This window comes from Vagococcus xieshaowenii (assembly GCF_004792515.1).
Lineage (GTDB): Bacteria > Bacillota > Bacilli > Lactobacillales > Vagococcaceae > Vagococcus_A > Vagococcus_A xieshaowenii.
Genome location: NZ_CP038865.1, coordinates 927,299 through 940,491, shown reverse-complemented (window position 1 = coordinate 940,491; position 13,193 = coordinate 927,299). Strand labels below are relative to the sequence as shown.

General features: G+C 33.9%; 13 protein-coding genes. 1 reads left to right on the top strand and 12 read right to left on the bottom strand.

Going from position 1 to position 13,193, the window contains the following annotated elements:
• Positions 1–42: 42 nt before the first annotated feature.
• The 9 genes from E4Z98_RS04550 to E4Z98_RS04510 all read right to left on the bottom strand — a co-directional run bounded on the left by E4Z98_RS04550 (position 43) and on the right by E4Z98_RS04510 (position 9,555).
• The gene (locus E4Z98_RS04550; protein ID WP_135254777.1) at positions 43–1,230 is read right to left on the bottom strand and encodes a pyridoxal phosphate-dependent aminotransferase; all 1,188 of its coding nucleotides are present in this window, start codon (positions 1,228–1,230) and stop codon (positions 43–45) included.
• 18 nt (positions 1,231–1,248) lie between these two features.
• Positions 1,249–1,725 carry a cell wall elongation regulator TseB-like domain-containing protein gene (locus E4Z98_RS04545; protein WP_135254778.1) on the bottom strand — a complete coding sequence of 159 codons (477 nt, stop codon included), beginning with the start codon at positions 1,723–1,725 and terminating at the stop codon, positions 1,249–1,251.
• A 17-nt stretch (positions 1,726–1,742) separates the two neighbouring features.
• Positions 1,743–4,535 carry a helicase C-terminal domain-containing protein gene (locus E4Z98_RS04540; protein ID WP_167790938.1) on the bottom strand — a complete coding sequence of 931 codons (2,793 nt, stop codon included), beginning with the start codon at positions 4,533–4,535 and terminating at the stop codon, positions 1,743–1,745.
• Positions 4,536–4,687: 152 nt separating this feature from the next.
• A complete protein-coding gene (locus E4Z98_RS04535) occupies positions 4,688–6,118 on the bottom strand; it encodes a 6-phospho-beta-glucosidase (protein ID WP_135254780.1) in 1,431 nt (476 codons plus the stop codon).
• A gap of 222 nt (positions 6,119–6,340) precedes the next feature.
• The gene (locus E4Z98_RS04530) at positions 6,341–6,889 is read right to left on the bottom strand and encodes a ClbS/DfsB family four-helix bundle protein (protein WP_135254781.1); all 549 of its coding nucleotides are present in this window, start codon (positions 6,887–6,889) and stop codon (positions 6,341–6,343) included.
• A gap of 106 nt (positions 6,890–6,995) precedes the next feature.
• Positions 6,996–7,442 carry a hypothetical protein gene (locus E4Z98_RS04525; protein WP_135254782.1) on the bottom strand — a complete coding sequence of 149 codons (447 nt, stop codon included), beginning with the start codon at positions 7,440–7,442 and terminating at the stop codon, positions 6,996–6,998.
• A 57-nt stretch (positions 7,443–7,499) separates the two neighbouring features.
• Positions 7,500–7,979: a hypothetical protein gene (locus tag E4Z98_RS04520; RefSeq protein WP_135254783.1), complete on the bottom strand. Its 480-nt coding sequence runs from the start codon at positions 7,977–7,979 to the stop codon at positions 7,500–7,502.
• A 272-nt stretch (positions 7,980–8,251) separates the two neighbouring features.
• Entirely contained in the window at positions 8,252–8,587 is a 336-nt protein-coding gene (locus E4Z98_RS04515) for a metal-sulfur cluster assembly factor (RefSeq protein ID WP_135254784.1), read from the bottom strand.
• 56 nt (positions 8,588–8,643) lie between these two features.
• Complete coding sequence (locus E4Z98_RS04510; RefSeq protein WP_135254785.1) at positions 8,644–9,555, bottom strand: YitT family protein; 912 nt, start codon at positions 9,553–9,555, stop codon at positions 8,644–8,646.
• Between the two features lie 281 nt (positions 9,556–9,836).
• On the opposite strand from E4Z98_RS04510, the gene E4Z98_RS04505 reads away from it, so the two are divergent.
• On the top strand, positions 9,837–10,205 hold the full coding sequence (locus tag E4Z98_RS04505) for a YccF domain-containing protein (protein ID WP_135254786.1): 369 nt from the start codon (positions 9,837–9,839) through the stop codon (positions 10,203–10,205).
• Between the two features lie 28 nt (positions 10,206–10,233).
• On the opposite strand, the gene E4Z98_RS04500 is transcribed toward E4Z98_RS04505, so the two are convergent.
• The 3 genes from E4Z98_RS04500 to E4Z98_RS04490 all read right to left on the bottom strand — a co-directional run bounded on the left by E4Z98_RS04500 (position 10,234) and on the right by E4Z98_RS04490 (position 13,134).
• Complete coding sequence (locus tag E4Z98_RS04500) at positions 10,234–11,574, bottom strand: M20 family metallopeptidase (RefSeq protein ID WP_167790939.1); 1,341 nt, start codon at positions 11,572–11,574, stop codon at positions 10,234–10,236.
• A gap of 185 nt (positions 11,575–11,759) precedes the next feature.
• The gene (locus tag E4Z98_RS04495; protein ID WP_167790940.1) at positions 11,760–12,257 is read right to left on the bottom strand and encodes an LURP-one-related/scramblase family protein; all 498 of its coding nucleotides are present in this window, start codon (positions 12,255–12,257) and stop codon (positions 11,760–11,762) included.
• Positions 12,258–12,267: 10 nt separating this feature from the next.
• Positions 12,268–13,134, bottom strand: a complete 867-nt coding sequence (locus E4Z98_RS04490) for an SPFH domain-containing protein (protein WP_135254789.1) — start codon at positions 13,132–13,134, stop codon at positions 12,268–12,270.
• Between the last annotated feature and the right edge of the window lie 59 nt (positions 13,135–13,193).

The following is a 13,193-nucleotide window of genomic DNA, read 5'->3' as shown; positions in this document are numbered from 1 at the left end:
TCTCCCCTTCACTGTTTCATTAGCATTAATAATACTATATCGTTATTTCTGCTTTTTTTCAATAAAAGATGCAATTCTTTCCACACCTTTTTTGATTGTTTCAATATTTGTTGCATAACTAATACGAATGTGATCTTTTGTTCCAAACCCTTCACCACTTACAACTGCCACATGAGCTTCTTCTAATAAATCATCAACAAATGCTGTGACATTGTCATACCCACAAAGTGTCATAGTTTGTCTAACATTTGGATATAAATAAAAGGCACTTTTTGGTTTTTCAATTGAAACACCAGGCAAGGCTTCAACTAATGGATAAATGGTATTTAATCGTTCTTCAAATGACTTACGCATCGTTTCAACGGATACTTGAGGGCCACTCAGTGCTTCTACTGCAGCATATTGACTAACGGTTCCACAATTACTAATAGATTGACTATTAATCGTATTAATTGCTTTAATTACCTCTTTATCACCTAGTACATAGCCTATACGCCAACCTGTCATCGCGTAGCTTTTTGATACCCCATTAATAATAAATGTTTGCTTGCGAATAGCATCAGATAATTCAATCATTGACGTAAACTCATTGCCATTATAAATCAATTGACCGTATATTTCATCTGCTACTATAAAGACATTATGTTTAACTGCCCAATTACCAATTGCTTCTAATTCATGTTTTGAATAGAGCATACCCGTTGGATTAGATGGTGAATTAATAATCACAAGTTTGGTTTTGTCTGTTCTCGCATTTTCTAAATCTTCAACGGTCACTTTGAATTGGTTCGTCTCTTTTGCTTCAACAAAAATAGGTGTCCCATCTGCCAGTTTGACTTGTTCAGCATAACTAACCCAGTAAGGCACTGGGATAATCACTTCATCTTCTTTATCTAATAAAACTTGAAATAACGCATACAAACCAAATTTTGCCCCTTCACTCACCACTACCTCATCTAATGAATAGCGATAGCCGTGATCTGTTTCAATCCGATCAATAATCGCTTGACGTAATGGGTAAATACCATTAGATGGTGCATAAAAACTTGCCTCGCCATTTTCAATTGATAAAATAGCTGCTTGTTGAATATTAATTGGTGTGACAAAATCAGGTTGTCCTAACGTTAAACTAATAACATCAACACCGGTTTTTTTTAATTCCATTGCTTTTTGAGCAGTAGCAAGTGTGGCTGAAGGTGTTAATTGTCTTGCTCTTTGTGATAAATTCATCGTTGGTTCCTCCAATTTCTAAACATTTTCAATCATCGATGTCATTTTCCCTGATTCAAAATCAATTAAATAGTAAGTCAGACTTTCATCTTCATTTTGGACAACGACTTCCCATTGTGGAATATTTTTAATCATCCCTAAATTCATTTTTAAAATTTTATTAGGTTGATATTCTTTATGAATCAGTGACATCACTTGATCATAGTTAATGCCTTCTGATTGTTTCATCACCTTAATCTTATCGCCACTTTCAGGAATAAATACGACGATTTCACTTCCTTTAGAGGTTTTACCGACTAATGTAAAATTTGTTTCCTTACGATTAAACCAATAAAATTCATCTACCGTCTCAATATCCACATGTTTCTTTGCAAAAGAGATGGCCTCTTTCTCTGCTTGACGATAGGGTTGAATAGATTTAAAGAAAATCAACACACTTCCGGCTATTATCAACACTAACAATGCGACAATACCTGTCATTATTTTTTTATGCATTTTTGAACCTCCATTATTTACCTATTATTACTTTTCCCAATAAACTGAGATAATTCTTTCATTATAGCCTTTAATGGCTGTTCTTTTAAGACCAATCCTTCAGGTAATGCTTGCTGAATTTTTTTAGCATATTTGGCGGTACGAATACGTGGATCTAACATAACGATAGCACCGTGATCCTCATTACTACGAATTAACCGACCAATCCCTTGACGAAGACGTAAAATGGCTTTTGGTAAAGAATAGTGCTGAAAACCATCTAAACCACGCTCTTGATAGAGACGTAATTTTTCTTTCACATATGGTCTGTCTGGCGATTCAAAAGGCATTCTAACCACGACAATTAATTCTAATGCATCTCCGGGTAAATCCACGCCTTCCCAATAAGAATCTGCTCCTAACAGAACTTTTTGACCACCTTGCTTAGTGAATCGTTTGAGAATTCGTTCCCTAGATCCAGAAATCCCCTGTGCCAGTGTTTCTATGCTACGATCCATTAATGTCGGTTGTATCATATGATAAACATTTTTTAACATTTCAAGCGATGTGAAGAGAACCAGTACATTAACAGAATTGTCTTTAGCAATTTCTGTAATAGTTTGTGCCACATACTTTTCATAGTAAGTGGTCGAAAGATTGGTGAACTGTCTACTTTCTGTCGGCATGTAAAGTCTGGCTTGTTTGGCATAATCGAATGTCCCTTTAAATTTTACCATTGGAGTATATTCGATTCCTAAACTTTTAGCAAGAAAATTATCATGCTCTCCAGTTGATAGTGTGCCGCCTGTATATAATATTTTTCTGTAACGTTCAAACCAAGTCGTCTCTTCAATAAGAGATGCTCCGACGTCACTTTTATACAATGTTATTTGATATTTTTCCTTATCAATATATAACCATTTCACAACTTGTTCACTATCGTTTTGAATATAATCTGTCACAAATGACTGAATAGTCTCGAGTTCATCTTGATAATCTAACCATGCTTGAATACTTAATTGTTCGCTTGGCAACCATTTATCCCAATGTATTAAACAAAAATCACGACACTGATTAATTAGGGCGTTTAAATCTGTTAATAATCGAATCAAGCGATAAATATCTTGAATCACATAGATAGGTAGTTGTTCCAATTGTTCTTGTGACAACACAATTTCTTCATTCAAATTAAGTTTGGCATCTAATAGAGCTGTTTCAACAATATCAGATTCTAGATTATCGACTACTTGGCTAGCTTCTACTATAATTTGATCTACTAGCTGATGTTTAATCGGCCAATCTTTATCTTGTTTAATTTTAGCCCAATTGTCTCTAACTTCTTCAAAATGAGTTAACTTATGAAACACAAACTTTAATTTAGAAAAATCCAGCTGTTCTCGCCCCATTTTTTCGGCAATTTCTGGTAAATGATGGGCTTCGTCAATAATTAAGTAATCGCTAGATGGCAACCATGGAAACTCACGGAAATTTTCTTTGATCAGAAAGGCATGATTGACAATTAACACATTTGAATGATTCGCACGATTCTTCAAGTAGCGCCAAAAATCTTCTTCATAGAACGGAGAGTTTTTAGGCACAAAACGTTCCCCGAAATGCTTAACTTGTCTAAAGAATGGATGATCCAAATTAGCAAGATTTAATTCTGTCAAATCACCGGTTTGGGTTTCAAGTAACCAAATTAACACACTCATTTGATGTATAGCAAACTGTTTTTGCTTCGTTGGAAATTGAAGTGTCACATTAAATTTATTTAAGTCTATAAAATAACGAGAACTTTTTATCATCGTGCCAACCAAACTATTAGAATTAACCTGATTGACCAGTGGAATGGCTTCATTAATTAATTGTTGTTCTAATAAAATAGAGGTGGTACTAAGAACGACTGGATTATCAGTCGTTGCCAAGTAGCTCATAGGATACAAGTAGCCAAATGACTTTCCACTACCTGTTGGTGCTTCAATGGCAAAATTTTTATTCTCTTCTTCTCTTTCAGTAAAAAATTGATACACATCATCCATCATCTCGGATTGGCTTTCACGTACTTCTAACCATTCTCCATAAGCTTTTTGCTTTTCTTCTATCCCTAAAGGAAATTCTTTTACGTTTTTTTCAGGATATAATGCGCTAATATCAGGCTTTTTGTATAACGCCATACCATTAACAACATGGATATCCGGAGATAATGATCGATAGTTTTTCTTCAATACTTCTAACTGCATGACTAAATAATCAGAGGTTTCTTTTCCAAGAACACCACTTAAACTCACAATTTTTTCAAGTGTACAAATAGGTAGTGTTGATAGTTTATTTTCGATATAAATAAGTAGCTCACTTGTCACTAATGCGTCACTGTCAGCTTGATGAGGTCGGTCATGTTGATAATCTAAAAAGTCAGCAATATCTGATAAGCGATAACTTGCTAAAGTTGGCAAAAAAACTTGTGCTAACTCCACTGTGTCAACCCCTTCAAGGGTCAAGGGATCAAATCCAGCATTGACAAAAGCCTGACTTAAAAATTGATAGTCAAAATAAATATTATGCGCTACAAATACACAATTTGATAATTTTTGTGCTAATTCAGCTGCCACATCTTCAAAATAAGGAGCGCTAGCTAATTGTTCATTCGTTAAACCTGTTAACGATTCAATTTGTTTAGTTAATTTAATTCGAGGATTGATATCTTGACGATAGATGTCAATAACCTGACCATTTTGTACAAAAACACAGCCAATTTGAATAATTTTATCCTCTTTTGAATTGGTGCCTGTTGTTTCTAAATCGACAACAGCATACACGGAGTCGTGTTTCATCGACGCTCCTCCTTTCATTCTATGCTATTATACCTTATTTCTGTTGATTTCTTTAGCAATAGCTCCAATTTATTCAAAAAAATATAAAAGTTTCTTTCATATTTAAACACAAAAAACGCTATGCTTATTTGATTAAGCATAGCGTTTAATAATTAGTCGCCTAAGACTTCTCCGTTTGAGCTAATTACTTGTTTGTACCAATCAAATGATTTTTTCTTCGTACGTTTCAACGTACCGTTTCCTTCATTATCTCGATCAACATAAATAAACCCGTAACGTTTTTTCATTTCACCCGTTCCAGCTGATACTAAATCGATACATCCCCATGAAGTATAGCCCATCAACTCCACCCCATCAAGATCAATAGCATCTTTCATTGCTTTGATATGTTCACGCATATAGTCAATACGATAGTTATCGACTACATAACCATTTTCATCGGGCGTATCTACTGCACCTAGACCATTTTCAACAATAAATAATGGCTTTTGATAGCGATCATAAATTTGATTCATGGTACTTCTTAAACCAAGTGGATCAATTTGCCATCCCCATTCTGAAGCTTCTAAATACGGATTGGCTAGTGAGGCAAATATATTTCCTTCTGTTTCTTTATTTAATACTGGATCGGTTGAGACGGTACGAGATGAATAGTAAGAGAACGAAATAAAATCTACTGTATTTTCAGCTAGCAACTCTAAATCACCTGGTTCAATCGGTAGCTTGATACCTTTACGTTCCAACTCTTTAAGTGCATAATTAGGATATTTCCCGCGAGATTGAACATCAATAAAGAAATAATTCTCATGATCCTTTTGAATCGCTGAAAAGTAATCGTTAGGATTACATGAATAAGGATAATAATTACCCGCTGCCAACATGCACCCAATTTGATTATCTGGATTAATTTCTTTAGCGATTTTTGTAGCCGCGGCACTGGCTACTAATTCATGATGAGCTGCAGTAAAAATAACTTGTTCTTTATCTTCACCTTCTTCAAAAACAATCCCTGCCCCCATAAATGGCGCATGTAAAATCATATTAATTTCGTTAAAGGTTAACCAATACTTAACCAAATCTTTATAACGCGTAAATAATGCACGACAAAGGTTTTCGTAAAAACCAATCATCTTACGATTGCGCCAACCACCATACTCAGTAATTAAATGCATCGGGCAATCAAAATGGGTAATCGTAACTAATGGCTCAATCCCATGTTTATGACATTCTTTAAATAAATCTTCATAGAAAGCTAAACCTTCTTCATTTGGCTCGGTTTCATCACCTTTAGGGAAAATACGACTCCAAGCGATTGATAGTCGGTATACTTTGAAGCCCATTTCACCAAATAAGGCGATATCTTCTTTATAGCGATGATACATATCAATGGCCGCTTTTGCAGGGTAAAAATGCTCATCATCAAAGGCTAAATGCTTTTGAACACCGGCAATAATTGGAAAACGATCTTTACCAATTGGCACAACGTCAACGTTTGCTAATCCTCGACCACCTTCGTTATAACCTCCTTCACACTGATTCGCTGCTGTTGCGCCGCCCCATAAAAAATTAGTTGGAAATCCCATGTATCTTCACTCACTTTCTTATATTTTTATGATGGTTCCGATAAAAAGAAAAAGACCCAATGACAAGATTAGACACAGCAAAAAAGCGGTCTTACATCTCGGCATCAGGTCTAGCTTGTCATTTATAAACAATTACTATCCATCGGCATTCATAAATATTTATGTTATATATAAAATATATCAAACGCTTTCACTAATGTCAATCACTATTAAAAATACCCCTTATTTCCTCTTTAATAACTTGAGTTGTTGCTTAAGTTTTTTATTTGCCCAATCATAATGACTGGATGTAGCAGAAATCACATAACTGCCTAATGTCGTACTGCCTGTCCAACTATACTGCTGTTTCTCAAACAATTGTTCATTTGAGTATCGCTTAATGATAGCCATCATTTGTTGGTGACTTGTTGCTAACAATTCTTTCGCTTCAGATAAGGAAGTTTCTTGATGCTTAGTGACAAATTCAACATTCATTTGTGAATAATTTTTCCAATTATAAGGTTCAGGTAAAAACGGAATCGATTGACCTTGGCTATTAGCACTCTCCCATTTTAGAAAAAGTTGATGCCATTCATACAAATGAATCAAAACATCTCGTAGATTTCCATCACGGCGCCAGTGAGACTCTTTTTTAGTCATTAAAAAATCTTCGGTGAATCCAAATGGTTCTAATTGCTGTTCCAACGTCATTTGATTGATAGTATTTTGTAGTTTGTCAAAATTTTCTTCTGCTTGTTGCCATAACGATTCCTTTGATTTTGGACGTACCATTTTATCCCTCCTAGTTATCACTAACGTAACATTACATTATAAGAACCATTTATAAACGAATATTTTTTTATAAACGAGAGAAGCAATTGCCACTCTCGTTTAACTTTTATTCTAGTGAGGCTAAAGAATCTTCAAATGTCATAATGCTTATTTGCTGTTCTTCGATTGTAAAACCATCAAAGGTCAATTCAACCATCACTTCCGATAATAATCCAATATCGTCTGTTAATCCTTCTACTTGATAAGTAAATAATTCTTCAAACGGAATCAAATCAATTGGAAAAATTTCTTCTGTTTGAACGTCATATAGGAATGGACGCCAGTACCCTTCTTCATCCTCATCTTCCTCGTCGTCAAACTCTTGAATCAGTTTGACGATAGAGGATTCATTTATATCATCGCTAATAGACTGAATGCTATTAACAAAGCTCTTTAACTTATCCAAACGTTTCTGAGTCGATTCCTGCAAATTGAATCGTTCAACAGTTTCTTCAGAAATACTTACTAGCCTATCTTCATCTAATATTGACAATAGTGCTGTTTTAAAATTCATTTGTTCCCCCTATGTTACTTGTTTTCACTTATTATAGCATATTCTTTTTTTTTATGATTATTCTGCTAGTCCTTGTTTCCTTAACCAGTACATTTGAATTTCTCCTGATGAAGGTTCTCTTCCATGTTCCGTTCTAAAAGTTGCTGCAAACGCATCTCTTTCAGAAATAGGATCTACATTCGGACTGGAAGGTGTTTGAACAATAGACTGATTTTCTAGGTTGAGATTTTCCTGACTTCGGTAATCATTGAGCTCTTTCTTATAATTGCTTAACTCTTGTTCGATTTCAGAAAAATCTTTAGATATTTTTTTGACTTTCTCTTCCAAATCATTGTTTTTTGACTTTTCATTCATAAGTTTTTCTTCTAGTTCTTGATACTTTTTATCTCGAATATTAAACTTATCCGTTAGTTTTTGATAATCATTAGTCAACATCTTTAACTCCTGATGATAATGCTTAGAAAGATAAAAACTATATCCTGACACACCTAGCAATAATAATAGTATCAAATAATAGACAATACGCTGTTTTTTCATATAATCCTCCTGTATTTCCCAATAATCAAAGCTAGAAATATTATATAACATCCATTTTTATATTACTAATTATACAAAAAAGCCGTCCTTTCCTATGATTTAATCAAAGAAAAAAACGACTTATTAATCTATAACACAACAAAATATTTACTCGTACACTCGGGGTACCCTGAGTCCGACTGTTTGACATGGACATCTAACTTAATGAGTGGATAAAAAAAATATAAGGGCGGACAACCCCTTATATAGCAATACTTAAAGTTGAACTACGGTTATCTAATACCCAAAGCAATACGCGCATAACGGCTCATACGATCCGTTGTCCAAGCAGGATACCATACTAATTTCACCTCAGTGTTCTTCACTTCTTCCACATCTTTCAATGCTTCGTGAATTTCTTCTGTGATGACATCGGCTAAGGGACATCCCATAGTGGTTAAGGTCATCTTAACCAAACAATTACCGTCTGTACCAAATTCAACTTCATAAATTAAACCAAGATTGACGATATCAATACCTAATTCAGGATCGATTACTGTTTCAAGTGCTGCTAAAATACGTGATTTAATATCTTCGATTTGTTCCTCTGTCCAATTTTGTTCTGACATTGAAGTCCCTCTTTTCTATCATGTTATTTATCATTAGTTTTCACACTAGTAGTATACTATTCTGTTTGTCCTTTAGCTAATGCAAATGCTGCTTTTTGTTGTTCTTGTGTCCAAAATTCCCCTAAAACAACTTCGGTAGCTATAACATTTACAAAAGCATTTTCATCTACAGAATGCAGTAATTTTTCAATATCATATAATTCATATCGGTTAACGACTACCATTAATAAAGAACGATCCACGCCTGAATAGCCACCTTTACCAGGTAAAACAGTTACCCCACGAATAATATTTTTCTTAAATACATCTAATACTTCTTGTTCCTTACCTGTCACGATAAACACTGTTAACTTATGACCACTTGTATATATCTTATCTACAACAATACTCAACGCATAAATAGAAATAATTGTATAAATCGCTTGTTTCCAGTCATATAAAAAGCCAGCTCCAGCAATCACTAATAAGTTCATCATAAACATCATGCTACCCACAGATTTCCCGGTTACTTTTGAAATAATAACAGATAGCAAATCAAAACCACCTGTAGTAAAACCATATTTCAAGCAATAAGCTGAGCCAATCCCAATTAATATACCGCCAATAATCGAATTAAGTAACGGATCTTGAATGATTTCTTGAACTGGTATGATTAAAGCAAATAACGAAAAAGCTAATACTGAGAAAAAACTATAAATAGTCGCTTTAGCACCTAACTTTATCCAACCAATTAAAAATATTGGAATATTAAGTAAGAAAATCAAAATACCTGTATCGATAGAAAGATTAAAATTCATACTTAAAAAACCAGAAACTAATTGTGCCACCCCATTTACCCCTGCAGAAAAAACATTGGCCGGAATTAAAAACATATTTAAACCAATTGAACCAATAACTGATGACACAATAATAATCAAACTACGTGTAACAAATTCATGTTTGATACTAAATTCATGAAAACGATTCATAAAAACATCCCCCTATCTTACAACTTTACCTTCTTATCCTACAATAATTTTAGACAAAAAAACAGTCCAATAATTCGGAATAATCAAAAAATATTCGAGTTTTAGTAATTTCTAATGTGCGGTTAATAATAACTATTAATAATTTGTCTTTTTACTCTTTATTTATAAGACTAATAGATGAATTTAGCTACGGCTAAAGAATGATTTTTAATGTTAAACATATCAATGGCGAACATTAAATGATACACTTTTTCTAGAAGATTCAATTAAGGAGTGATTTAATGAGCTGTTTAGGTAATATTATCTGGTTTATATTTGGTGGATTCATTGGAGGTCTAGCTTGGTTAGCTGCAGGACTTTTATGGTGTCTTACAATTATTGGCATTCCGATTGGCTTGCAATGCTTTAAATTAGCGAGTCTGAGTTTTTGGCCTTTTGGAAAAGAAGTAATCGATACAGGTGGTGGTTTTAACTTTATTATCAACATCATTTGGCTGATTTTTAGTGGCCTTCCAATTGCCCTTGGACATTTAGTCAGTGGATTAATCTTAATGATTACCATTATAGGTATTCCATTCGCCAAACAATCTTTTAAATTAGCCGGTTTAGCGTTAATGCCATTTGGAAAGCAGGTTGTTAATAAGTATTAAAAAAGTGCGCCTCATGAGGCGCACTTTTTTATTTCGTCACACATAAACGATAAAATGCTTCGGCATACACCGTCATTGCTCGTTTCATGTCATTGAATGTCCAACATTCATCAATTTGATGGAATAGTTCCACCGTATCTTTAAACATTGCACCATAGGCTACGCAATTTGGCATAGTACGTGCATAGGTTGCCCCACCTGAAGCAATAGGTTGACTCTTCGTATCACCTGTCACATCGCGGTAAGCACTTAATAAGGTAGACACTAATTCAGAATCCTCCGGTACATATAAAGGAGCTAAATAATCATATTCTTCATAACTTAGATCAAATTTAGATGCTAACTCTTTTAATTTGCTAACCAGTTCTTCCTTTTCTAATGTTACAGGATAGCGAATATCTACACTAATTTTTGTTTCATCTGGTGATAGCGTCACTTTGGCAACATTCATTGTCATTAAGCCAGAGGGTTCGTCTTTTACTTCTCCAATTGCGCTAATACCATTTGCATCAGATTTAATCACATCTCCAAGTAATGACAAAGCTTTATTCTCAGGATATAGTGCGACCAATGCTTCAGCTAAACGTGTCACTGCATTTATACCAATAGGTGCATCTTTTGAATGACTTGCTTTTCCGTATACCTCAATACCTGTTTCTGTTTGTTTATAGTCATAGTGTAGTTCATCAAGTTTAGCGATGACTTGTTCAATTTGTGGACCAGTATAAATAGCTAATTCTGGTACTACATTTAAAGCTTTACCACCTTCTAGACCAAATTCTTCTTGTCCTTCACCAACTAAGTGAAATTGTAATAGTCCTTTTTCTGCAAAATTCAAAGGGAATTTAGAATCTGGTGCAAAGCCCATTTTGGCAACAGGTTGTTCGGCACAGTATTTATTCATACAACGCCATAAATTTTCTTCATCCGTCCCAAAAATAAAACGAACTTTTTGATTCAATTGATACCCTTGATCTAACACAGATTTCAAGCCATAGTATGATGCGACAGCAGGCCCTTTATTGTCTTGTGTTCCACGACCATAGATAGCTTCATTTTTAATCTCAGCTTTGAATGGATCAACGCTCCACTTAGAAACGTCACCCGCTGGTACCACGTCTAAATGACATAATACCGCAAACAAATCACCTTCACCCATCTCAGCATAACCATAGTAACCATCCGGATCTATATATGTTTCAAACCCTTCTTTTTCAAAAAATGCTAACGCTGCTTCTAAACAATCTTGTATGTCTTGTCCAAAAGGAGTCGCTGTTGCCTGTTCATCTAAAACCGATGGATATGAAATTAAAGTTGATAAAGTATTTAGTGCCTCGTTTAAATGTTCCTCAGTAACAAAATTTTTCAAAAAATCACGTATCCTTTCCATCCGTTAGTATATTAATCACAATTCAATTATAACAAACGATGTATCATTATTCATTAAATAATGTATAAGTTTAACAATGATTCGCATATTTCTTCGAACTTTTACACATAAATAAAGAAACGACATATAATTAAGTCATTATACATCGTTTCTTTATTTATTAACTAATTATTTTCTGTTTGATTATTTTTAGCATTGCTTGCTTTCACGTAATCAATTGCTACAACAAGCGCAACCATTACTTCTTCTAAACTGGGGTCTACAATATTAATTTCATAGCTATCACCGATACTTATCCATTTTTTACTAATGGCACCTACTTTTCGTCCATTCTTTATTAATGAAAAATTCATATCTAATAAATTACCTTTAATCGATAGCCCATTTCCTTTAATTTTGTAGTTAGATTTGATGATACTAATTTGTTTTTCGATTGTCATACTACCCTGACCTTCGACCATAACGTGAAATTTAGGTAAAATAGAGACTAGTTGTTTGCTAACTTTTCCAATTTTTTTCTTTTTATTATTATAAATAGTAAAAGTTTTAGGTACTTTGACTAAGCTACCTTCAACATAATATTTAGCTTTACCTTGCTCATCAGTAATCGTAAATTTTTCACCGATTGAAATAAGCTTTTGTTTCATGTATAAAGTTGTCATGATAGTTCTCCTATTCAGAAACATCTCCTGTATTAATCACTGGCTGTGTTCCTTTATCCGTAATAATCGATACAAGTAAATTATTAATTAATTGAACTTTGCGATCATCTGTGAAGTTGATTTCTTGCCCGTCTTGAATTTGTTCAAGTGCCATTTGTGTCATCGAAACAGCACCTTCTACAATTGTTTGACGCGCGGATAATATTGCTTTTGCTTGTTGACGTTGTAACATTGCACTGGCAATCTCAGTTGAATAAGCTAGATGGTTCAAGCGTGTTTCAATCACTTCAACACCCGCAACTGACAAACGTTCATCTAATTCTTGTTTCAATTCATTCGACACTTCGTTAGTATTACCTCTTAAGGTTAAATCACCTTCATTGAAGGTATCATATGGATATTGTGTAGCAATATGGCGGATTGCTGTTTCGCTTTGAATCTCAACAAAATTATTATAGCGATCAACATCAAATAGTGCTTTTGCCGTATCGACTACTCGATAAACAACCACTGCAGAAATTTCTACCGGATTGCCATCTGAATCATTGACCTTCAAAACCGAACTATTAAAGTTTTTTACTTTTAATGAAACATCAATTTTTTCAGTCAATGGGACCGTAATAAACAACCCACTCTCTTTAATCGTTCCTAAATATTGGCCGAAGAATAAAATTGCCTTGGCTTGATTTGGATGAATAATTGTAATAGAACTCAAAAATAATAGTGCAATAGCCCATAATATAATCGCTATTACAACACTAGAAAATTGATCATTCGATACTCCTTTAAAAAATAAAAAAATACCCAACAATAGAATTACAACTAAAGCCAGAATCCCAATATACCCATTAATATAAAATGGTTTTTTCTCTTTCATTTTATCCCCCTCTTTCTTACGAATAAGTGTATCATACTTAATTTTAAATCACAAAAAGA

Bases quoted from the DNA above. Each gene is read 5' to 3' on its own strand.
- E4Z98_RS04550 (WP_135254777.1), bottom strand. From the start codon at position 1,230: ATGAATTTATCACAAAGAGCAAGACAATTAACACCTTCAGCCACACTT.
- E4Z98_RS04545 (WP_135254778.1), bottom strand. From the start codon at position 1,725: ATGCATAAAAAAATAATGACAGGTATTGTCGCATTGTTAGTGTTGATA.
- E4Z98_RS04540 (WP_167790938.1), bottom strand. From the start codon at position 4,535: ATGAAACACGACTCCGTGTATGCTGTTGTCGATTTAGAAACAACAGGC.
- E4Z98_RS04535 (WP_135254780.1), bottom strand. From the start codon at position 6,118: ATGGGATTTCCAACTAATTTTTTATGGGGCGGCGCAACAGCAGCGAAT.
- E4Z98_RS04530 (WP_135254781.1), bottom strand. From the start codon at position 6,889: ATGGTACGTCCAAAATCAAAGGAATCGTTATGGCAACAAGCAGAAGAA.
- E4Z98_RS04525 (WP_135254782.1), bottom strand. From the start codon at position 7,442: ATGAATTTTAAAACAGCACTATTGTCAATATTAGATGAAGATAGGCTA.
- E4Z98_RS04520 (WP_135254783.1), bottom strand. From the start codon at position 7,979: ATGAAAAAACAGCGTATTGTCTATTATTTGATACTATTATTATTGCTA.
- E4Z98_RS04515 (WP_135254784.1), bottom strand. From the start codon at position 8,587: ATGTCAGAACAAAATTGGACAGAGGAACAAATCGAAGATATTAAATCA.
- E4Z98_RS04510 (WP_135254785.1), bottom strand. From the start codon at position 9,555: ATGAATCGTTTTCATGAATTTAGTATCAAACATGAATTTGTTACACGT.
- E4Z98_RS04505 (WP_135254786.1), top strand. From the start codon at position 9,837: ATGAGCTGTTTAGGTAATATTATCTGGTTTATATTTGGTGGATTCATT.
- E4Z98_RS04495 (WP_167790940.1), bottom strand. From the start codon at position 12,257: ATGACAACTTTATACATGAAACAAAAGCTTATTTCAATCGGTGAAAAA.
- E4Z98_RS04490 (WP_135254789.1), bottom strand. From the start codon at position 13,134: ATGAAAGAGAAAAAACCATTTTATATTAATGGGTATATTGGGATTCTG.